General features: G+C 72.0%; 14 protein-coding genes. 11 read left to right on the top strand and 3 right to left on the bottom strand.

What is annotated here, in order from left to right; genetic code table 11:
- From ACWDR3_RS08450 to ACWDR3_RS08430, 5 genes are read left to right on the top strand one after another with little or no spacing between them, the layout of a single operon-like run.
- Window positions 1-4,677, top strand: coding sequence for a type I polyketide synthase (locus ACWDR3_RS08450; protein WP_450351683.1), 4,677 nt, complete (start codon window positions 1-3; stop codon window positions 4,675-4,677).
- On the top strand, window positions 4,674-4,997 hold the full coding sequence (locus tag ACWDR3_RS08445) for an acyl carrier protein (protein ID WP_450351682.1): 324 nt from the start codon (window positions 4,674-4,676) through the stop codon (window positions 4,995-4,997). The genes ACWDR3_RS08450 and ACWDR3_RS08445 overlap by 4 nt, the downstream gene beginning before the upstream one ends.
- Before the next feature lie 3 nt (window positions 4,998-5,000).
- A complete protein-coding gene (locus tag ACWDR3_RS08440; RefSeq protein WP_450351681.1) occupies window positions 5,001-5,891 on the top strand; it encodes an alpha/beta fold hydrolase in 891 nt (296 codons plus the stop codon).
- Entirely contained in the window at window positions 5,888-7,114 is a 1,227-nt protein-coding gene (locus tag ACWDR3_RS08435; RefSeq protein ID WP_450351680.1) for a nucleotide disphospho-sugar-binding domain-containing protein, read from the top strand. Before ACWDR3_RS08440 ends, ACWDR3_RS08435 begins: the two co-directional genes overlap by 4 nt.
- Window positions 7,111-8,199 carry a class I SAM-dependent methyltransferase gene (locus ACWDR3_RS08430; protein ID WP_450351679.1) on the top strand — a complete coding sequence of 363 codons (1,089 nt, stop codon included), beginning with the start codon at window positions 7,111-7,113 and terminating at the stop codon, window positions 8,197-8,199. The genes ACWDR3_RS08435 and ACWDR3_RS08430 overlap by 4 nt, the downstream gene beginning before the upstream one ends.
- Window positions 8,200-8,221: 22 nt before the next feature.
- Here the strand turns inward: ACWDR3_RS08430 and ACWDR3_RS08425 are convergent, their stop codons facing one another.
- The gene (locus ACWDR3_RS08425; protein WP_450351678.1) at window positions 8,222-8,986 is read right to left on the bottom strand and encodes a sugar isomerase domain-containing protein; all 765 of its coding nucleotides are present in this window, start codon (window positions 8,984-8,986) and stop codon (window positions 8,222-8,224) included.
- A gap of 186 nt (window positions 8,987-9,172) precedes the next feature.
- Between ACWDR3_RS08425 and ACWDR3_RS08420 the strand changes: the two genes are divergently transcribed.
- The 6 genes from ACWDR3_RS08420 (at window position 9,173) to ACWDR3_RS08395 (ending at window position 18,527) form a co-directional block, all read left to right on the top strand.
- A complete protein-coding gene (locus tag ACWDR3_RS08420) occupies window positions 9,173-10,057 on the top strand; it encodes a MurR/RpiR family transcriptional regulator (RefSeq protein WP_450351677.1) in 885 nt (294 codons plus the stop codon).
- Window positions 10,058-10,167: 110 nt separating this feature from the next.
- On the top strand, window positions 10,168-14,424 hold the full coding sequence (locus ACWDR3_RS08415) for a glycoside hydrolase family 38 N-terminal domain-containing protein (protein ID WP_450351676.1): 4,257 nt from the start codon (window positions 10,168-10,170) through the stop codon (window positions 14,422-14,424).
- A complete protein-coding gene (locus ACWDR3_RS08410) occupies window positions 14,421-15,098 on the top strand; it encodes a peptidyl-prolyl cis-trans isomerase (RefSeq protein WP_450351675.1) in 678 nt (225 codons plus the stop codon). The genes ACWDR3_RS08415 and ACWDR3_RS08410 overlap by 4 nt, the downstream gene beginning before the upstream one ends.
- Before the next feature lie 128 nt (window positions 15,099-15,226).
- Window positions 15,227-16,597, top strand: coding sequence for an extracellular solute-binding protein (locus tag ACWDR3_RS08405; RefSeq protein ID WP_450351674.1), 1,371 nt, complete (start codon window positions 15,227-15,229; stop codon window positions 16,595-16,597).
- A gap of 2 nt (window positions 16,598-16,599) precedes the next feature.
- The gene (locus ACWDR3_RS08400; RefSeq protein WP_450351673.1) at window positions 16,600-17,646 is read left to right on the top strand and encodes a carbohydrate ABC transporter permease; all 1,047 of its coding nucleotides are present in this window, start codon (window positions 16,600-16,602) and stop codon (window positions 17,644-17,646) included.
- Window positions 17,643-18,527, top strand: a complete 885-nt coding sequence (locus tag ACWDR3_RS08395) for a carbohydrate ABC transporter permease (RefSeq protein ID WP_450351672.1) — start codon at window positions 17,643-17,645, stop codon at window positions 18,525-18,527. The genes ACWDR3_RS08400 and ACWDR3_RS08395 overlap by 4 nt, the downstream gene beginning before the upstream one ends.
- Here the strand turns inward: ACWDR3_RS08395 and ACWDR3_RS08390 are convergent.
- Window positions 18,517-20,751, bottom strand: a complete 2,235-nt coding sequence (locus tag ACWDR3_RS08390; RefSeq protein WP_450351671.1) for a glycoside hydrolase family 3 N-terminal domain-containing protein — start codon at window positions 20,749-20,751, stop codon at window positions 18,517-18,519. The genes ACWDR3_RS08395 and ACWDR3_RS08390 overlap by 11 nt on opposite strands.
- The gene (locus tag ACWDR3_RS08385) at window positions 20,748-21,845 is read right to left on the bottom strand and encodes an N-acetylglucosamine kinase (RefSeq protein ID WP_450351670.1); all 1,098 of its coding nucleotides are present in this window, start codon (window positions 21,843-21,845) and stop codon (window positions 20,748-20,750) included. Before ACWDR3_RS08385 ends, ACWDR3_RS08390 begins: the two co-directional genes overlap by 4 nt.
- Window positions 21,846-21,901: the final 56 nt, after the last annotated feature.

Here is a 21,901-nt window from a genome sequence, read left to right as displayed (position 1 = left end):
ATGACCGGCCCCGTGGCCATCGTGGGCATGTCGGTGCTGCTGCCGGGCGCCCCCGATCTGGACTCCTACTGGCGCAATCTGCTGGACGGCACCGACGCCATCACGGATGTGCCGGACGGCCGGTGGGACGCGGACGCGTACTACCGGCCGGGCTCCGCCGACAGTCCGGCCGTCGCCGATCAGGTGTACTGCCGACGCGGCGGGTTCGTGGACACGCTGGCGGAGGTCGAGGTCACCCGGTTCGGGATCATGCCGAACTCGGTGGCCGGGACCGAGCCGGACCAGCTGATCGCGCTGAAGGTGGCCGCGCAGGCCGTCGCCGACGCGGGCGGCGAGGACCGGCTGCCCGACCGCGACCGCGTCGGGATCATCCTGGGCCGGGGCGGCTATCTCACCCCCGGCCTGGTCCGGCTCGACCAGCGGGTGCGTACGGCGGGACAACTCGTCCGCACACTGGGCGAGTTGCTGCCCGACCTGACACCCGGCCAACTCGACCGGGTGCGGACGGCGTTCACCGAGCGACTCGGCCCGGACAGCCCCGAGTCGGCCATCGGACTGGTCCCCAACCTGGCCGCCTCCCGGGTCGCCAACCGCCTCGACCTGCGCGGCCCCGCGTACACGGTGGACGCGGCCTGCGCCTCCTCGCTGGTCGCCGTCGACCAGGCGGTGACCGAACTGGACTCCGGGCGCTGCGACTTGATGCTCGCCGGAGGCGTCCATCACTGCCACGACATCACGCTCTGGAGCGTCTTCTCCCAACTGCGCGCCCTCTCCCCGAGCCAGCGCATCCGGCCCTTCCACCGGGGCGCCGACGGCATCCTCATCGGCGAGGGCACCGGCGTGGTCGTCCTCAAGCGTCTCGCCGACGCCGAACGCGACGGCGACCGGATCTACGCCGTGATCCGGGGCACGGGTGTCGCGAGCGACGGCCGCGCGGCGAGCCTCTTCAACCCCGACTCGGCCGGCCAGACCCACGCCGTGCGCCAGGCCTGGCGGGCGGCCGGTCTCGACCCGGCGGAGCCCGGTTCGATCGGTCTCCTGGAGGCGCACGGGACGGCGACGCCCGCCGGAGACGGGGCTGAACTGGCCACGTTGGCCGAGGTGTTCGGCCGGAGCGAGAAGCCCGGACGGGACGGGACATCCGGCTCCGGCCGGAGCGAAGGCGACGCGGTCATCGGCTCGGTGAAGTCGATGATCGGCCACACCATGCCCGCCGCCGGAGTCGCGGGCCTCGTCAAGGCCGCCCTCGCCGTCCACCACGGCATGCTCCTCCCGACCCTCCACTGCGACGACCCGCACCCCGCACTCGCGGCCACCCGCTTCCGCCCACTGGAGAAGGCGACGCCCTGGGAGACATCGACAGAGCAGCCGGTGCGGCGAGCAGCGGTGAACGCGTTCGGGTTCGGGGGGATCAACGCGCATGTGGTGCTGGAGGAGGCGCCGGGCGCGGTACGGCCGAGACAGGCACGTCCGGCGACCGTCACCGAACCCGAACGCGTCCTCGCCCTGGCCGCCAGCACCCCCGAGGACCTCGCCACCCTGCTCGACACCGACGACAGCGCCGTACTGGCCGCGGGCCTCGACACCACCCGCCCGTCGGCCGCGGCGGGCGGCGCGCGGCTCGGCATCGTCGACCCGACCGCGAAGCGACTCGCGCTGGCCCGGCGGGCGGTGGCCAAGGGGAAGGCCTGGCAGGGGCGCAGTGACGTGTGGTTCGCGCCGCGTCCCCTGAGCGGCGGAACGGCCTTCCTCTTCCCCGGCCTGGAGGGCGACTTCGACCCCCAAGTCGACGACGTGGCCCACCACTTCGGTCTGCCACCGGTGCGTTCGGCGGGCCCGGCACGCGTCGGGGACGTGGGCCGGCACGGCCTGGGTGTCGTCTCCGTCGGCCGGCTTCTCGACGCCGCTCTGCGCCGCATGGGCGTGATGCCGGACGCGGTCGCCGGGCACAGCGTGGGCGAGTGGACCGCGATGGTGGCGGCCGGGGTGTACGCGGGGGACGAGGTCGGCGTCTTCATGGAGTCGTTCGACCCGGACCAACTGACAGTCCCCGGGCTGGCGTTCGGCGCGATCGGCGCGCCCGCGGAGCGGGTCGTCGCCGCGCTGGACGAGAAGTGGGCGGCGGCCGGTGTCGTCCTGTCCCACGACAACTCACCCGGCCAGTCGATGGTGTGCGGTCCGGAGGAGGCGGTGTCGGAACTCGTCCGGGCCTTCCGGGCCGAGGGCGTTCTCAGTCAGGTGCTGCCGTTCCAATCCGGCTTCCACACACCGATGTTGGAGCCCTACCTCGGCCCCATCGAGGAGGCCACCGACCGCTTCCGGCTCTACCCGCCGACGGTCCCCCTGTGGTCGGGGACGACCGCGTCTCCGTTCCCCGAGGACGAGGCCGCGATCCGGGCGCTGTTCGTCCGGCATCTGTTGGAGCCGGTCCGGTTCCGGCAACTCGTCGAGGGCCTGTACGCCGCCGGCCACCGCGTCTTCGTCCAGGTCGGCACCGGCCAGCTCGGCTCCCTGGTGGGCGACACCCTCGGCGCCCGCGAGCATCTGGTCGTCGCCGCCAACTCGCCCCACCGCACGGGCCTCGCTCAACTCCGCCGGGTGGCAACGGCGTTGTGGACGACGGGGGCGGCGATCGCACCCGACCTGCCACCTCAGGGACGCACACCCCAGGGACGTACACCTCAGGGACGTACCTCTCAGGGACCCACACGAATCGACCGACCGCCCATCCGCCTCGACCTGGGCGGGGCGCTGGTGTCGCTCGATGCCGGGACCCTTACGGAACTCCGGGCAGAACTACGGCCGTTGACCACCGCGCGCACACCCGCGGCGGCAACCGCCTCTCCCCTGACGTCAGTCGGCAGCTCCCCCATCCTCGAAGCGCTCGTCGCCGACTCCCCGGTCGCCGCCGAACTCTCCGCCCTCCTCCGGGACACCGCCGACACCGCCGCCGCGCTGATCACAGCGAGTGTCGGTCAGGCGTCCTCCTCCTCACCCGCACCCACGTCACTCGCCCCGCCCGCCAACGGCCTCCGTGTCCAGGCGCCCCCACCCACCAACGGCCGCCGTGTCCAGACACCCCCGCCCACCGACAACCCCCGTGTCCAGACACCCCCGGCCACCGGCCACCGCACCACCCTCCACGTCTCCCCCGACTCCATGCCCTACCTCCTGGACCACTGCTTCTTCCCGCAGCGCCCCGGCTGGCCCGACGTCGCCGACCGATGGCCGGTCGTCCCCGCGACGACGATCGTGCAGCACATGATGGAGACGGCCGAGGCACACGCTCCCGGCATGCGGGCGGTCGCGGTGCACGGCGCGCGCTTCGAACAGTGGCTGACGGCGACACCCCCCGTCGACGTGCCGGTGACCGTCACCCCCGACGGCCCGAACCGCCTCGCCGTCACCCTCGGCCCCGGCGCCCGGGCCGTCGTGGAGCTGGCCCCGACCTACCCGGCCGCCCCCGCGCACCACCTCCACCCCGGCGGGGACCGCACCCCCGAGCACACCGCCGCCCAGCTCTACGGCGAACGCTGGATGTTCCACGGCCCGGCGTTCCAGGGCGTCACCGAACTGACGGGCATCGGCGAGCACCACGTCCGAGGAGTGATCACGACCCCGCCCGCCCCCGGCGCGCTCCTCGACAACGTCGGCCAGATCCTCGGGTACTGGATCATGGCGACGCGCACGGAGCGGACGGTCGTCTTCCCCGTCCAGATGCGCGAGATGCGCTTCTACGGCCCTCACCCGCGCCCCGGTACGGACGTGGAGTGCGTGGTCCGGATCACCTCCCTGACCGCCGCCGTACTCGAAGCCGACGTGCGGCTGAGCGTCGGCGGCCAGGTCTGGGCGGAGTTGACCGGCTGGCAGGACCGGCGCTTCGACAACGACCCCAAGACCCGTCCCGTGGAACGCTTCCCGGACCGCAACACCCTCTCCGAGGCCCGCCCCGGCGGCTGGAGTCTGCTGCACGAGCGCTGGCCCGACCTCGCCTCGCGCGACCTGATCATGCGCAACTCCCTGAGCGGCGCGGAGCGTTCGCAGTACGCCGAGCACGCCCCGCGCGGGCGCAGGCAGTGGCTGCTCGGCCGCATCGCGCTCAAGGACGCGGTACGGCAGTGGCTGTGGGACCACGGCGAGGGGCCCGTCTTCCCGGCGGAGATCCGGGTGCACAACGACGACCTGGGCCGCCCGTACGTCACCGGTCTGCACGGACGTGAACTGCCCGCGCTGGACGTCTCCTTGGCACACCGCGCCGAGTCGGCGGTCGCGATCGTCCGGCCGCACACGCCCGGTCCCGGCCCAGGCATCGACCTCGAAGAGGTCGTCGAACGCGACCCCTCGACCTTCCTCACCGCGTTCGGCCCGGCCGAACTCCGGCTCCTGCACACCGTATGCGCCAACACGGGCGAGTCCGAGGCACTGTGGTTCACCCGCTTCTGGGCCGCCAAGGAGGCGGTCGCCAAGGCCGAGGGAACCGGCTTCGGCGGTCGCCCACGGGACTTCGAGGTGCTCGAAGTCCCGGGCACGGACCGGCTGTTGGTCTCGGGGCGGCTGGAACGCGCGTACACCGTGCACCTCGAACGCTCCGTCAATCCCCCCGCACTGCCCGACCGGGACTACGTCGTGGCCTGGACCACCGGCCCGCAGCACGCAGAGGAGTCGTACGACCGATGACCGATCCCATCGCCCCTTCCACCGGCACCACCGAGGACGCGGTTCTCGCCGACATCACCGGCATGCTGGCGCGCCTGCTGGAGGACGAGTACGGCCTCGACGACGTCGAGATCGGCATGACGACCACGTTCAACCGCGATCTGGAGCTGGAGAGCATCGACCTGGTGACGCTGGCCGGGCTGTTGCAGGAGAAGTACGGCAGGCGGGTCAACTTCGCCGAGTTCCTGGCCGACATGGAGTTCGACGAGATCATCGAGCTCACCGTCGGACGGCTCGTCGAGTACGTGGTGCAGAGCTTGAAGTCGGCGGAGGCGGGCTGAGCCATGGCAGTGGTCGACACCGGTCAACTCCGCATGCACGTACAGAGAATGGGACCCCGCGACGGCAGCGCCCCCACCGCCACGGTCGTCCTGGTCCACGGTCTGCTCACCGACAGCCTGGCCAGCTACTACTTCACGATCGGACCGCCGTTCGCGGCGGCCGGCCTCGACGTCGTCATGTACGACCTGCGCGGCCACGGCCGCAGCGAGCGTCCGTCGAACGGCTACACCCTGGACGACAACCTCGACGACCTGGAGGCCCTGCTCGACACTCTGGACGTGACCGGCCCGGTGCATCTGGTCGGCAACTCCTACGGCGGCACCATCGCCTTCGGCTACGCGGCCCGGCACCCGGAGCGGGCGGCGAGCGTCTCCCTCATCGAGTCCCAGCCGGCGACCGCGACCTGGTCGGAGAAGATGGACGCCGTCCTCCAACAGGTGCTGCACGAGCTGGCGTTCAACGAGGCCCAGGCGCTCGCCTGGATCGCCGTCAACCGCAGCCACAACACCGCCCGGCTGGCCAAGAGCGCGGCTCGGCTGGCCCGTGAGACCAGCCTCGCCCAGGACATCGCCGCCAGCCGGGTGTTGACGGACGATCAGATCAGTTCCGTGGCCTGCCCAGTGCTGGGGGTGTACGGCGCCGACTCGGGGCTCGCGCTGCTGACCCCGTGGCTGGAGGAGCTGCTGCCGGACTGCCGGACGGTCGTCCTGCCGGGACACGAACACTCGGTGCTCGTGGAGGCGGCGGGCGCGGTGGGCGGCCATGTGCTGGAGCAGATCCAGCGAGCCACCCCGCAAGTCCGGGAAGCGACCGCGCAAGTCCGGGAAGCGACCGCGCAGATCCAGGAAGCCACCGAGCAACCCCGTAAAGCCACCCCGGCGGCCGTCCGGTGAGCAGATTCCTGTCCGTCGTGCCGCCCCTGGTGGGGCACATCAACCCGACCGTCGGGGTGGCCGCCGAACTCGCCGCCCGGGGCCACGAGTCGGCGTGGGCCTGCGCCGATCCCGCGCTGGTCCGGCGGCTGGCGGGGGACGGTGTCCGCGTGTACCCGTGCGCGGGACCGATGCTGAGCTCGGGTGACGGTTCACGGCCGCCGGAGCTGCGCGGCCCCGAGGCGCTGAAGTTCTTGTGGGAGCGGTTCCTGGTGCCGCTGGCCGTCGAGATGGCGCCCGGAGTGGAGGCCGCTGTCGAGGAGTTCGCGCCGGACGCGGTCGTCGCCGACCAACAGACCCTGGCCGGCGGCCTGGTGGCCGAGCGGCTCGGCATCCCCTGGGCCACCTCGGCGACCACCTCGGCCGAACTCACCGACGCGCTGGCGGGCCTGCCCAAGGTCAGGCGCTGGCTGGACGACGAGATCCACGCCCTGCGCGTCCGCATCGGCGACCCGGCGGGCAGTTCCGATCCCCGCTTCTCCCCGCACCTCGTACTGGCCTTCAGCACAAGGGAGTTGGCCGGCCCCGAGGCCTTGGAGGGCGAGAGCATCCGCTGGGTCGGTCCGTCGATCGCGCCCCGCCCGGCGACACCCGGCTTCCCCTGGGACTGGCTCGACCCGTCCCGCGACCGGGTCCTGGTCACCCTGGGCACCGCCAACACCGACGTCGGCGGACGTTTCCTCGCCGAGTGCCTGACCGCGCTGCGGGCGCGGGCGGACCGGGTGCAGTCGGTGATCGTGGACCCGGGCGGCACACTCGCCGGGTCCGACGCCGGCCACGACTCCCCCACCCCCGGCAACCCCACCGACGACAAGGACGTACTGATCGTTCCTTCCGTCCCCCAACTCCCGCTCCTCGAAAGGGTCGACGCGGTCGTCTCTCACGCCGGCCACAACACCGTCTGTGAGGCCCTGTGGCACGGGGTCCCGCTCGTCGTGGCCCCCATCCGTGACGACCAGCCGGTCATCGCGGGTCAAGTCACCGCCGCGGGAGCCGGGGTCCGGGTCCGTTTCGGCCGGGTGACCGCGGTGAAGCTGGGCGCGGCGATCGACGCCGTACTGCACGAGCCGGAGTACCGCGTCGCCGCGGACCGGATCGGTACGGCCTTCCGCGCGGCCGGCGGCACCGGGACGGCGGCCACCCACCTGGAACGACTGGCGCGTCCTTCGAAGGAGGACCAGTGAGCAACACCCCCGAGCCCTCTGAGGCCCCCGCTCCCTCGCGCACCGAACAAGTCACCGCCCTCCGCCCGGCCTACCAGGCCGACCTCGCCGAAGGCACCGCCCGCTTCTTCGAACCCCGCCGCACCACCTGCCCCTGGTGCGACTCACCGGAGCTGAAGACCCGGCTGCGCACCACGGACCTCCTCCAGCACAAACCGGGCGCCTTCGTCCTCGACCGCTGCCAGAGCTGCCGGCACACCTTCCAGAACCCCCGACTGAGCGAGGCGGGGCTGGAGTTCTACTACCGGGACTTCTACGACGGCCTCGGTGAGAAGCAGGTCGGCACCACATTCGGCGGCCGGACCAAGATGTACGAGGAGCGCGCGCAGTCGCTCGTGGCCCACGCCCCGACTCCCAAGAACTGGCTGGACGTCGGAACGGGTCACGGGCACTTCTGCGAGGCGGCCCGCACGGTATACCCGGACACCGCCTTCGACGGCCTCGACTTCACCGACGGCGCCGAACTCGCCGAGCGGGAGGGGCGGGTGGAGCGCGGATACCGCGGCAGCTTCCCCGAACTGGCCCCGGAGTTCTCGGGCCACTACGACGTCGTGAGCATGTTCCACTACCTGGAGCACAGCACGCAGCCCGACCAGGAACTCAGGGCCGCGCACCGGGTGATCCGTCCCGGCGGCCACCTGTTGATCGAAGTCCCGGACCCGGAAAGCCGGTTGGCCCGGCTGCTCGGGCGCTGGTGGCTGCCCTGGCTCCAGCCGCAGCACCTGCACTTCGTCCCGGTGGCGAACCTGCGCGCCCGGCTGACGGAGCTGGGCTTCACGGTGGTCGCGGAGCAGCACGCCGAGCCCCATGACCCGGTCGATCTGCTGGCCGGCGTATGGCTGGCCCTGGACACCGCCGTGCCCGACGACGTGCCCTGGCACGCGGCACAGCCGTCCGCGTTCCGGCGCCGGCTGCGGACCGCCGTCCTGATCGCCGGGATCCCGGCCTTCCTGCTGGGCACGGTCCTGGACCGGATCGTCGTGAAGCCGCTGTCGGGCCGGCTGCGGCTGTCGAACGCCTATCGGCTGGTGGCCCGCCGGGACTGAGTCCTGGCGCCGGAGTCGGGGTTCAGCTCGCGGTGCGTCGGATGCGGCCCTCGTACCGCTTCTCCAGCTCCAGGTTGCCCTCGAAGCCGCCGGGCACGTTGGCCGAGACGTAGACGGGCGGGCGATCGCCCGTGGCAAGGAGTTGGCGGGACGCCTCGGCGATCGTCATCTGGATCAGCATCACGCCGGTGAGGGTGGACAGGGCGCAGACGGCGCCGCCGCCGGGGAGTTCGAGGAGGGCGTCACCGCGCGGGGCCCGGTTGTCGAGGACGACGTCGGCGAGGTCGGCGAGCTTCTTGCCGCTGGCGTGGCCGGCCGGGACGGCGCGGGTGTGGGCGAGGGAGGTGATGGCCAGCAGGCGGTGGCCCTGCTCCTTGGCGCGCAGGGCGGTCTCGACGATCACGTTGTTCACGCCGGAGTTGGAGATGACGACGAAGAGGTCCTGGGGGCGCGGATCGGCGAGCCGGTAGATCCGCTCGGCCACACCTGCGCGGCGCTCTAGGAGCGGGTCGTCGAGGACGCTCGGGTCCTCGCCGCCGTAGAGGACGAGGTCGGCGATGCTCAGCCGGTTGGTGGGGACCAACCCGCCCGCGCGGCCCGCGAGTTCGAGGACCATCGCCTGGGAGTGGCCGGTGCCGAAGGCCTGGATCACGCCGTCGCCGCGCACGCAGTCGGCGATCAGTTCGGCGGCACGTGTCACCTCGTCGCGTGCGGACCGAGTGAGATCCTGGAGGACGGCCAGGCCCTCGCGCGCGAAGCCCTCGGCGCTCACAGACTCGACGGACACGCGAACACTCCCCACTGGTGGATTGAACCACCTTGTGTATGACCCATCTAGTGAATCAATAAATCACATGCCCGGGATCGGGGCAATGAGCCGATGTCGGCGGCCGAGCAGTGAGCCGATGTCGGCCGCACGGGCGGGTCCTGGTATTCAGACAGCCTCTCCATCGGTGGCTGATACCTTCTCTTCATGCCCTCGACGGACGTCACCACACTGATCCGCACCGAGCTGCCGCGGCTGGCCGGATCGCTCCGGAAGGTCGGCGAGCTGATCCTTGAGGATCCGGCCGCCGTGACCCACTGCTCGGCCGCCGAGCTGGGCCGCCGCACCGGCACCTCGCAGGCGACGGTGACCCGTTTCTGCCGGGCCATCGGGCTCGACTCCTACCAGCATCTGCTGATCGAGCTGGCCCAGGAGCGCGGCCGGGGCGAGGTCTCCGACTGGGGCTCCGCGGAGATCGGTCCCGACATCTCCCCGGACGACGACCTGGAGCGGGTCGTGCAGGTGGTCGGCACCGCCGACCTGCGCGCCATCCAGCAGACGATCGACCGGATCGACCTCGACGCGATCGAGCGCGCGGCCCAGGCGCTGGCCCGCGCACGCCGGATCGACGTGTACGGCGTGGGCGGCAGCGGAGCGGTGGCGCAGGAGACGGAGACCCGGCTGTTCCGGATCGGCTGCGCGGTGCGCGGCTGGACCGAGGTGCACGCGGCGGCCACCTCCGCGGCCCTGCTCACCCCGGCGGACGTGGCCATCGGCATCTCCCACTCGGGGGCGACCCGCGAGACGCTCGAACCGTTCGAGATGGCCAAGGAGCGGGGCGCCACCACCGTCGCCCTCACCACGGACCCGCGCTCGCCGCTGGCCCGGGCCGCCGACATCCGGCTCATCTCGGCCACCTCGGAGACCAGCTTCCGCACCGGCAGCATCGGCGGCCGGCACTCCGTCCTGATGCTCATCGACTGCCTCTACGTCCGGGTCGCGCAGCTTTCCTACCAGCGCGCGAGCGCCTCCCTCGCCCTCACGGACCACATCACGCCGCAGCACGCGGTGAAGTCCCGCCGGACGAGGTGAGTGCGGCCGACGGTGCATGGATGAACCACCGAGGAATCACGATGATGGTTGTTTGAACCATCCCGGCGGTGCCAGGATGGGGCTTCGCCGAGCTTCCTCGTAGGAGACCCATGCGTGTCACGGCCGCCGAGTCGACCGAGCTCTTCGTCGGGACCGCCGAGCACCCGCACCAGGTGGTGGTCGCCGAAATCGAGCACGTCCCGGGCCGGACGGTCCTGTGCACCGTCGAGGGCCCGGGGGTCGCCGGGGACCACGTCGTCACCGCGGGCGAGGACGGCAGGGTGCGCGCCGAGATACCCGTGAGCGTCGACGGCCTCGCGCCGGGCGACCGCACCGAGGTCACGGTCACCGCCGTCAGCGGGGACCAAGTGGCCCGGTACGCGGTCGAGTTCACGGTGGCCGAGCCCGGCTGGACGATGTTCATGGTCAGCCACTTCCACTACGACCCCGTCTGGTGGAACACCCAGGCCGCCTACACCGCGACCTGGGACGTCGCCGACGACCCCGCCCTGACCGGGCTACCGGCCCGCACCTTCGACTCGCGCGGCCAGTCCGGGATGAGCCTGGTCCGCGCCCACTGCGACCTGGCCCGGCGCGATCCGGCGTACACCTTCGTGCTCGCCGAGGTCGACTACCTCAAGCCGTACTGGGACTCCTTCCCCGAGGAGCGCGCCTTCCTGCGGGAGCTGATCCGCACCGGCCGCGTCGAGATCATGGGCGGCACCTACAACGAGCCCAACACCAACCTCACCGGCGCCGAGGCGACCGTACGCAACGCGCTGTACGGCGACGGATTCCAGCGCGGGATCATGGGCGCGTCGCCGCAGACCGCCTGGCAGCTGGACGCGTTCGGGCACGACCCGCAGTTCCCGGGGCTGATGGCGGACGCCGGGCTCGGTTCGAGTTCGTGGGCACGGGGACCGTTCCACCAGTGGGGTCCGACGCTCTCCGTGTTCGGCGAGGAGCCGCGCGATCCCCAACGGATGCAGTTCCCGGCCGAGTTCAGCTGGATCGCGCCCTCCGGACGCGGGCTGCTGACGGCCTACATGGTCAACCACTACGGCGCCGGCTGGGCGATCGACAACGCGCCCACCCTCCCGGAGGCGGAGGCGGCAGCCCTCAAGCTCTTCCGGGGGCTGAAGAAGGTCGCGCTCACCCGCAACGTGCTGCTCCCGGTCGGCGGCGACTACGCGCCCCCGTGCCGCTGGGTGATGGACATCCACCGGGACTGGAACGCCCGTTACCTCTGGCCGCGCTTCGTCAGCGCCGTACCGAGGGACTTCTTCGCCGCCGTACGGGGGCAGTTGGCGGCCGAGGGCCGCAAGGCGTCCCCGCAGACCCGGGACATGAACCCGGTCTACACCGGCAAGGACGTCTCCTACATCGACACCAAACAGGCCCAGCGGTACGGCGAGACGCTCCTCGCCGACGCGGAGGCCTGGGCGACCCTCGCCTCCCTGGTCACCGGGCACCCCTATCCGGACGCGGCCCTGGACAAGGCCTGGCGGCAGCTGATCTACGGCGCCCATCACGACGCGATCACCGGCTCCGAGTCGGACCAGGTCTACATCGACCTGATGACCGGCTGGCGCGAACTGGCCGACCTCGCCGAGACCGTGCACACCGACGCCACCCAGGCCCTCGCCGACCGGGTCACCCCGGGAGACGGATCCGACCTGGTCGTCTTCAACTCCGCGAGCTGGCCCCGCCGCGACGTCCTGACCCTCCCCGACCCGGACGGCCAGGTCCCCCTGGACGACTCCGGCACCCCCTTGCCCGCCGTGCTGGAGGACGGTCGACTCACCGTCGTAGTACCGGAGATCCCCGGCATCGGCCTCAAGGCCCTCCCCCTCACAGGGAGTTCGGCCCCCGAGTGGACCCCCGCCACGGGCACCACCATCCGCAACGAGTTCTACGAGGTGACGGTCGACCCCGCACGCGGCGGTGGCGTCAGCAGCCTGCGCGCGCTCGCCGAGGGCGGCCGGGAGCTGCTGCGCGCCGGCGAGATCGGCAACGAGCTGGTCGTGCAGGAGGAGTACCCGAGGCACCCCCGTTTCGGCGAGGGCCCCTGGCACCTCACCCCGACCGGCACAACCGCCGCCCGCAGCAAGGACGTTCAGGCCGAGGTCGAGGTCGAGCACGCGCCGGCCGGCTCCCGGATCACCGTCAACGCCGACCTCGGGCTCTTCCGGTACACCCAGCGGCTGACGCTGTGGACGGGGGTGCCGCGCCTCGACGTGACCACCACCATCGACGGCTACACCGGCGCGGACCGGCTGATCCGGGTCCGCTGGCCCTCCGACGTGCAGGGCGGGCTGCCCGTGCACGAGGTGGCGGACGCGGTGATCGGGCGCGGGTTCGGGTTCGTCGACGTGGACAGCGAGCGGTTCCCGTGGACGCTGGACAACCCGGCCAACACCTGGTTCGGGCTCGGCTCGACGGCACGGGTCGAACTCCGGGACGACACCGGGGTGTTGCTCGGCCGACGGTCGATCGGGGTCGCCGAGCTGGTGTACGCCTCCTGGGCCGAGGCCGGCGAGGTGGGTACCCCGCTCGCGGCCGCCCTGGTCCGCGCCGGGGTCACCGCGACCTCGACGATCGCGGACGGACCGCGCTACGGCGACCTGGAGGTCGACTCCAACCTGCCCGACATCCGGATCGCCGTCGGCGGCCCCGACCGCAACGCCGTGGTCGCCGAGGCGCTCGGCTGGGACCCGGCCGCCGGGCGCGAGCTCGGGCGCCAACTGGCCGAGAACGGGGTGGCGTTCGTCTGGATCGCGCCGCGGGCCGGGCTGCGCGAGGAGTGGGTGCCCGGGGCCGATCTGCGCGACCTGGAGCGGCTGCCGCTGCTGGTGGTCGCGGGCGTCGACGCCGAGGGCGACGCGAAGGCGGTGGACGCGCTGGTGGCCGACCTCGACGATGGGGTCGTCCGGGCCACCGCGGCGGGCGGGGGCGAGGCGCTGCCGCCGGGCGACGCCTGGGACGGGCGCGGCTTCGCCGTCCTCAACCGGGGCACGCCCGGGTGTGTCGTCACCTCCTCGGGCGATCTCTACATGTCCTTGATGCGCTCCTGCACGGGCTGGCCGTCCGGCATCTGGGTCGACCCGCCCCGCCGTACCGCGCCCGACGGTTCGGCCTTCCAGCTCCAACGCTGGTCGCACACCTTCGAGTACGCCGTGGTCGCGGGCGAGGGCGACTGGCGGGACCAGCAACTGCCGCGCCTGGGGCACGAGTTCAACCATCCGCTGACCGCACGGATGCGCGGGTCCTCGGACGATCCCGTCCTGCCGCGCGAGTCGGTGCTGCTCGGCATCGAGCCCGCCGGCGAGGTCCTGCTGGACGCGTTCAAGCCACTGGGCTCCCCGCTCGCCAGGGGCGGTGTCACGCCCGCCGATCCGGGACGCGGGGTCGTCGTCCGGGCGCACGAGGTGAACGGGCGTCCGGTGCGGGCGCGGGTGCGCGGACCGCGGGAGTGGACCCGGGGCGCCCGTGCGGACGTACTGGAACGACCCGGCGAGCCGCTCGCCGCGGACCAACAGGGCGCGCTCGGCGTCGGGTTGACCGGCTTCGAGGTCGCCACGCTCCTGGCCACGCCCCGGGAGGGCCCGCGGCTCTCCTACGACCCCGATCACGACCACGGCTCCGGTGTCGCCGCGCACGAGCCCGCGCAGCCGGTCGCCACCCGCTACTGGCTCCACAACTCGGGCCCCGCGCCCCGCGGCAACATGCCGGTGGCCGTCTACCTCTCGCCGACCGCGCTCACCGCATCCGGCGGCCCGGTCACCGCGACCGTCCGGGTCTCCTCGGAGCTCACCGACGCGCCGGTCTCGGGCATCGTCACGGTCGGCGTCCCGCCCGGCTGGGCCGCCGAGCCCGCCCAACTGCCGTACGCACTGGGCCCCGGCGGCTTCACGCTCACCGAAGTCACCGTGACGCCACCGCCGGACGCCGTACCCGGCCGGCACTGGCTCACCGCACGCCTGTCGTACGAGGGACAGGACTACGAGGATGTCGTGGCGCTCGACGTTCCGGGCGAGCGCCACGCAGCACCAACTCTGCTGGCGGACCTGGGCGTTGACTGGGTCCGCATACGCAGAGGCGAACGGACCCGGGTTCCGGTGACCCTGCGCAACACCACCCGCGGGCCGGTCGACGGCACCCTGTGGGCGGTGTCCGCGTGGGAGACCTGGCCGGGGGTCGGACCAGGCTGCCAGGGCTTCACCGTGGCCGGCGGGGAGGAGGCGGAGGTCTTCGTCCACGTGGACGGCGGGGCGATCCCGCCGGGCTCGTACTGGCTGCTCGCGAAGGTCGCCTGGCACGGGCGGGTCGTCTACACGGAGGCCGTCGAGCTGGAGGTGACACCGTGACCTCGGAGCACGTGACCTCGAAGCACGTGACCTCGGCGCACGTGACTTCGGAGCACGCGGCCGTGGTGCACGGCAGAGCGGTGCCGCGAGCGACCGTGGACGCGCTGCTGGAGTCCGTGCCGGCGCGCGACCGGGAGACGAGCCGCCCCGAGTCGCTCGCGCGGGCGGAGCGGCAGCGCCGGCGGTGGGCGACCCAGGTGGTGGTCGCCGACGAACTGACCCGACGGGCCTGCGCGGAACGGGGGTTGGCCCTGCCGCCGGAGGTGTCGCCGACCCGGCTGCTCGCCGTGGCCGAGACCGATGTCGCCGACCTCGGCAGCATCGTCGCGGCGGCGCTCGCCCACTCCCCCGCCGCCCGCGCCCTGTTGGCCGAGCTGGCGGCCGAGCAGGACGTGCCGGAGACGGCCGTACGGGACTACTACGAGCGCAACCTCGACCGCTTCCTCACGCCGGACGCGCTGCGGCGCGGGGTCGATCCGTTCGGGCGGCCGACGCCCGCGGACTTCCTGCCGTACGCGCAGGTAAGCGAGGGCATCGCGGCCGAACTGCGGCGCGCGGCGGGCACCCGCGCCTTCTTCGCATGGTTCGACCGGGCCCGCGCCGACGTGGAGTACGCGGCCGGTCACGAGCACCCCGGCGACCCCGCGCACCCGGACCACGAACACCGTCATTGATCGTCCACGGAACCTAAAAGCAACACGGGAACCCATTGACCTCCGATGAATTCTGGTCCACCTTTTCATCAATCGGAGTGGAAGTCGGTTCATTGAACCAGCCGTCGGCTGGTCCCAGGAGGGTGGACATGCGCGCTGGAAGACTGACCGCATCCGTGGCGGGACTCATCGCCCTGACGCTGACGGCGGCCGGGTGCGGCCTGTCCGGCGGCTCCGACAGCGGCGGCGCCACCGCCGGCGGCTGCAAGGTCGACAAGGGCAATGTCGGGTCCGGGGAGTTGACCGGTGACGTCAAGGGCGACATCACCTTCCAGACGACCAACTTGAAGAAGGACTTCGGGGATTTCTTCAACGGCGTGATCAAGGCGTTCGAGAAGGCGCACCCAGGTACGAAGGTGAAGTGGATCGACGATCCCGGTGACGCGACCTTCGGCCAGCGCACCGTCGCCGACGCCCAGGCCTGCACCCTGCCGGACGTGCTCAACGTCGACTCCCCCACCGCGACCGCCCTCACCAAGGCCGGCTATCTGCTCGACCTGGGCGTCAAGGACCCTGATGCCGCGAAGCCGTTCGTCCCGGCGTTCTGGAAGTCCAGCACGATGAAGGACACCTCGGGCACCTCGGTGCACACCGTGCTGCCCTGGTACACCGGCGGTGTCCTTCTGACCTACAACACCGACCTGTTGAAGAAGGCGGGCGTCGACCCGGCGAAGCCGCCGACGACCCTGTTCGGGCTGTTCGCCGACTACGAGAAGATCGCGAAGAAGGCCGACGGCAAGTACTACGCGACGATGGCCAACCCGGTCTGGCGGATCCCGGCCGACTGGGACCAGATGAACATCAAGTCCCTCTCCGCCGACGGCAAGTCGGCTGTGTTCGCCGATGATCCGCGGACCACGCAGTGGGTCGCCTGGATGGCGAAGCTGTACAAGGAGGGCGCGATGCCGAAGGACTCGCTGTCCTCCAACAACGACCCCTCCACGCTCTACAGCCAGGGCAAGGTCGCCTACGGTTCGACGAACCCGAGTTTCGTGCGCTTCGTGAAGCAGAACAGCCCGTCGATCTATGCCAGGACGGCGGTCGGCCAGCAGCCGTTCGACGCGCTCGGCCACACCACCGGCGCCCCGCAGTACATAGCGACCGCGGCGACCAGCAAGAACGCCCCCACGGCACTGGCGTTCGCGGAGTTCCTCACGAACACCGAGAACCAGACGGCCTGGTGCAAGGACCCGAACGTGGTCATCTTCCCGACGACCACGGCCTCGCTGGACGACCCGTTCTTCCAACAGGCGAGCGGTGACGACCCGTTCGCGCAGGCCCGCAAGCTCGTCGCCGAGCAGCTCAAGACGGCCACCGCCTACCAGACCAACCTCTCCACGGCCGTGCAGAACGCCATCGTGGGCCAGGTGCAGCTGGCCATGCAGGGCAAGAAGAGCCCCGAACAGGCAGTGCAGGACGCGCAGGAGAAGGCGAACGAGCTGCTGAAGCAGGCGGGCTGACGGTGACGGCACAGTTCACCGACCCGGTGTCCGTACCGGGCGCGGAGCACACCGCCACCGTGCCCGGTACGCGTCGCACCGCCACCGCGCCGGGCACTGCCCCCTCCCGCCTCCGCCGACTCGCCCGGGCCGTCCTGCCGGGTCCCGCTCCCGGTGCCAACGGGGCGGCGATGTACCGCCGTTGGTGGCTGCCGTGGCTGTGGACCGCGCCCGCGATCGGCTGCGCGGTGGTGTTCGGGGTGTTCCCCTTCCTGAACACCCTCCTGCTGTCGTTCACCGACGCCAAGCCGCTCGGCGGCGCCGCGAGCTTCGTCGGGCTCTCCAACTACACCCGGATGCTGGACGATTCGGACTTCTGGCTGGCGACCCGCAACAGCGTCCTGTACGCGCTGATCGTCGTCCCCCTGATGGTGCTGCTGCCTCTGCTGCTCGCCGTCCTGGTGGAGAAGAACCTGCCCGGCATCGGCTTCTTCCGGTCCGCCTTCTACACGCCGGTGCTCGCCTCCAGCGTGGTCGTCGGACTGAGCTGGCAGTGGCTGCTCGCGGACGACGGACTGGTCAACACCTGGCTGGAGAAGGCCCACTTGATCCGGTCGGCCATCCCCTTCCTCTCCGACTCGTGGCTGATCCTGCTCTCCGCGATGGGCCTGACCCTGTGGAAGGGCCTGGGCTGGTACATGGTCTTCTACCTGGCCGCCCTCGGGAACGTGCCCAAGGAACTGCACGAGGCCGCCGCCATGGACGGTGCCGGTGCCGCCCGCCGCTTCTGGCACATCACCGTGCCCGGCGTACGGCAGGCGATGATGCTCGTCGGCACGCTCACCGGCATCGGTTCGCTGCGGGTGTTCACCGAGATCTACATGCTGGGCAGCTCCACCGGAGGCCCCGGCGGCGCCGACCGCACCCTCCCCTTCTACATCCGGGATGTCGGCCTGGACCCCATCACCGGCAACGCCGGATACGGCTCGGCGGTGAGCGTGGCCCTGTTCGTCCTCACCCTGGGCCTGACCCTGCTGGCGCAGCGCCTCACGAAGGAGGACGAGTCATGACGGCGACCGCCGTGCGGCCCAAGTCCCGCCGCCTGACACCCCGTTGGCGGGACTACGGCCGCCCGCGCGAACTGGTCGTCCGCTACCTGCTGTTGCTCCTCGTCCTCGGCCTCACCGTCGGCCCCCTGCTGTGGCAGCTGCTGGCCTCGCTCAAGAGCACCGGCGAGGACGTCTTCGGCGCGAACGCCTCGCTGCTCCCTCAGCACCCGACCCTGCGCGCCTACCGGACCGTCTTCGACCAGGTGCCGGTGGCCACGTACATCAGGAACAGCCTGATCGTGGTCGCCCTCTCGGTCACCAGCCAACTGGTGTTCTCCACCACGGCCGGCTACATGCTCTCCAAGCCCGGCTGGAAGGGCCGCAGGGCGGTCTGGGTGGTGCTGGTCGCCTCGATGATGTTCCCCTTCGAGTCGATCATGGTGTCGCTGTTCCTGAGCATCCGCGACCTCGGGCTGGTCGACAGCCTGGCGGGGGTGTGGCTGCCCGGGTTCGTCGGCGCCATCAACGTCCTGCTGATGCGCGGCGCGTTCCTCGCGGTGCCGCGCGAGATCGAGGACTCGGCGATGCTCGACGGAGCGAACGAGTGGCAGCGCTTCCGGCACTTGTATCTGCCGTCCGCGTGGGGCGCGATCCTGGTGGTCGTCATCAACACCTTCATCAGCGCCTGGGACGACTTCCTCTGGCCCCTGATCGTGCTGCGCTCGGAGAGCCACATGACGCTGACGCTGGGCCTGTCGCGGCTGCAGAGTTCGTCGTTCGGCTACGACCAGCGGGTGGTGATGGCCGGTTCGGTGATCTCCGTGATCCCGGTCCTGCTCCTGTTCGTCATCACCCAACGCTGGTTCTACAAGGGCGTGTCGGCGGGAGCCGTCAAGCTCTGAGGCGTACAAGGAAGGGTTCGACGGCGAGCGCGGCCCGCGCGGACTCGGCGACCCGGACCTCCACGGCACCGACCTGCTCGAACCGGTCGGTGCCGAAGGGGAGGACGACCGTGCGGCGTTCGCCCGGTGCCAGGTCCACTCCCTGGAAGGCGTGCAGTTCGAGGGTGCGCGGCCAGACCGGGGTGAGCAGTCGGCGCACGTACATCTGGACGACCGAACGGCCCTGCCGCCGACCGGTGTTGGTGACCTCAACCTCGACGGTGTCCCCGACCGGGCGCGGCGGACCGAGCTCGAAGCTCGTGTACGACAGCCCGTGCCCGAAGGAGTACTGCGGCTCGGCGTCGATGTCCATGTAGCCGCCGTACTCGATGTCCTTGTGGTTGTAGTGGACGGGGAGTTGGGCCACCGAGCGCGGGACGGAGAGGGGCAGTCGGCCGGTCGGTTCGGCGTGGCCGAGCAGGACCTCGGCGATGGCCTCGCCGCCCCAGGGGCCGGGGTACCAGGCGGTGAGCAGTGCTCCCGCCCGTTCGGGTACGAGGTGCGGGCGGCCCTGGATCAGCACGACCGCCGTCGGGGTGCCCGTCGCGACGACGGCGTCCAGCAGGGCGTACTGGGCCGCCCCCAGCCGCAGTCCCGCCAGGTCGGCCCCCTCGCCGCACGTCATCTCCGAAACCGCCCCGACCGCGGCCCCGTTGGCGGCGAAGTTCGTGTCCGGGGTACGGGCGCTGCTGCCGCCCAGCACCAGCACGGCCAGGTCGGAGGCGGCGGCCGCGGCGACCGCCTCGGGGATGCCGGAGAGGTCGTCGCCGGTGAGGGCGCACCCGGGCGCGTGCCGGATGTCGACGCCGGCCGGGGCGAGCCCGCGCAGCCCGTCGAGCACGCTGGTGCCGACACCGGGGCGCTGCGGGGCGGTGTAGTCGCCCAACTGGTGTGCCGTGGTGGCGGCTTGGGGACCGATGACGGCGATACGGGAGACGGTGGGCGCGACCGGGAGCGTACCGGCGTGGTTGCTGAGGAGGGTGACCGACGCCCGGGCGAGGTCGGTGCTCAAGGCACGGCCTTGCTCGGGGGACGGCAACTCTCCCCTCGCGTAGGGCTGTTCGAAGAGGCCGAGGCGGAACTTGAGGCGCAGGACGCGGGCCACGGCCATGTCGAGGACGGACTCCGCCACCAGACCTCGTTCGACCGCCTCCGCCAAGTGCGTGAAGCCTTCGTCCCACAGACTCAGATCGACACCGGCGTTGAGCGCGAGCGCGCCCGCGGAGACCCTGTCGCCGGTGATGCGGGCCAGCCGGTCCACGGCGAGGCCGTCGGCCATGACCAGGCCGCTGAACCCCCAGCGCTCCCGCAGCAGTTCGGTGAGCAGGGCTCGGTTGCCGGCGCAGGGCAGGCCGTCGACCTCGTTGTACGCGGCCATCACGGCGGCGGCCCCGGCACGGACGCCTGCGCGGGCGGCGGGCAGGTGGATCTCGTGCAGCTCCCTCGAACTCAGCTCCGACTCGGCGGAGTTGCGGCCGCCGACAGTGGCGCCCTGTCCGGCGAAGTGCTTGAGGACGACGGGAGCCTTGTCGGTGGCGAAGTGCTCGGCCGGTGCGCCCTGCATACCGCGCACGAGGGCTTCGGTGAGCCGCAACGCGAGGTGCGGGTCCTCGCCGAAGCACTCCTCGGTGCGGCCCCAGCGGGGGTCGCGGGCGATGTCGAGGGCCGAGACCAGGGCGACATGGCCGCCGCGGGCGCGCAGTTCGGCGGCAGCGTGCGCGGCGGCCCGCTCGTACACCTCGGGGTCCCAGGTGGCGCCGACGGCCAGATTGACCGGGAGGACCGTGCCGTCAAGGGCCATGTGCCCGTGCGGGACCTCCTCTACGAACAGCGCCGGTATGCCGAGGCGGCTGCTGTCGATGACGTGTCGCTGTACCGACTCGGCGAGTTCCGCGCTGTGTTCGGCGTCCGGCCCGTTGAGATGGCCGACGCCGGACCAGGTGTCGGCGCGCATCAGGCCGTACAGGGCGCCGAGTCCGCCGAAGCGCGTGGTCTCTTCACGCAGGGCGTCGGTGAGTTCGAAGCCGATGGGAGTGCGGCGGTAGGCGTCCCAGCCGTACATGCGCTGGTTGAGCTGGCCGACCTTCTCGCGCAGGGTCATCCGGGAGAGGAGGTCCTGGACGCGGGTGTCGATGGGCGCGGCGGGATCGCGATAGGTGCCGTTCGCGACTGGTGCCTGTGTCATGACCGGCGTCCGTACTCCAGCCGGGCCAGGGCCACGGCACCCAGGCAGCCGTCGGCGACCCAGTCCAGGGGCAGGCCGAGGGTGTGGAGGCGGGCGGCGAGACGGTCGGTGAGGGGCCCGTCAGGACCGAGGAGACCACCGGTCGCCACGACCCGTTCGCCGGGCCCCGGCTCCAACGCCCGCACCGTGGCGGTCAGTTGATCAGCGGCCTCGTCGAGGATCGCCAGCGCCACGGCGTCCTTGTCCTGGGCCGCCTCGACGACCAGCGGGGCGAGCCGGGCGAGCCGGATCGGGGGTTCGGCCATGACGACAGGGAGCAGGTGCATGCGGTAGGCCTCTCGGCCGGGGCGGGACCAAGGGGCGGGGGCGGCGGACGGCAACGCCCCTTTCGCCGGCGCCCTTTCCGGCAACGCCACCTCCGGCAGCATCCCTTCCGTCGACGCCCCCTCCGCCGCCACCCCTTCCGGCAGCGCCTCCCCCGGCAACCCCAACTCCCGCCCCACCAACCCCGCCAGCACCGTCTCCCGTCCCCGCCCGTCGGCCATCCGCAACGCGGCCCGTACCGCCGCGCGGCCGATCCAGAAGCCGCTGCCGTCGTCGCCGAGGAGCCAGCCGTCGCCGTCCACGGTGGCCGTGCAGTGGCGGTCGGTGATGCGCATGGCGACCGCGCCCGTGCCCGCGACCAGGGCGAGACCGTCGGCCGGGGTGCCGGGGGCGGAGGCGAAGGCGGCCTCGATGTCGCTGCAGATGCCGGGCGGCCCGGCGAAGATGCCCAGCCCCCGGAGGGCGACGGTGAGGGCGGTCTGGGCGTTGCGGTGGCCCAGGTCGTCCGCCGAGACGCCGGTCGCGCCCGCGAAACCGCCGGCCACGGCGACCACCCGGCCCCGTGCGGCCTCCGGCACCGCCTGGGCCACGGCCTCGACGAGATGGTCGGTGAGCTCGGGCAACGGCACGGTCAGGGCGTTGCCGGGACCGGCTGCGCCCTCGCCGAGGAGACGGCCGTCGGCCGCGGTGGCGAGGACAGCACGGGTGCGGGTGCCGCCGGCGTCCAGGCCGACTACGAGCGCCGGTTCGTCGGCATCCGCACGAAGCACTCCGCCATCCGCACGAAGTACGCCGGCGTCCGCCCGAGGCGGCTCAGCATCCGCCC

The sequence above is a fragment of the Streptomyces sp. NPDC001002 genome (assembly GCF_053599215.1).
The sequence above is the reverse complement of the archived record's forward strand: the minus strand, read 5'-3'. Positions and strand labels throughout refer to the sequence as shown.

Bases quoted from the DNA above. Each gene is read 5' to 3' on its own strand.
- ACWDR3_RS08450 (WP_450351683.1), top strand. From the start codon at position 1: ATGACCGGCCCCGTGGCCATCGTGGGCATGTCGGTGCTGCTGCCGGGC.
- ACWDR3_RS08445 (WP_450351682.1), top strand. From the start codon at position 4,674: ATGACCGATCCCATCGCCCCTTCCACCGGCACCACCGAGGACGCGGTT.
- ACWDR3_RS08440 (WP_450351681.1), top strand. From the start codon at position 5,001: ATGGCAGTGGTCGACACCGGTCAACTCCGCATGCACGTACAGAGAATG.
- ACWDR3_RS08420 (WP_450351677.1), top strand. From the start codon at position 9,173: ATGCCCTCGACGGACGTCACCACACTGATCCGCACCGAGCTGCCGCGG.
- ACWDR3_RS08415 (WP_450351676.1), top strand. From the start codon at position 10,168: ATGCGTGTCACGGCCGCCGAGTCGACCGAGCTCTTCGTCGGGACCGCC.
- ACWDR3_RS08405 (WP_450351674.1), top strand. From the start codon at position 15,227: ATGCGCGCTGGAAGACTGACCGCATCCGTGGCGGGACTCATCGCCCTG.
- ACWDR3_RS08395 (WP_450351672.1), top strand. From the start codon at position 17,643: ATGACGGCGACCGCCGTGCGGCCCAAGTCCCGCCGCCTGACACCCCGT.
- ACWDR3_RS08390 (WP_450351671.1), bottom strand. From the start codon at position 20,751: ATGACACAGGCACCAGTCGCGAACGGCACCTATCGCGATCCCGCCGCG.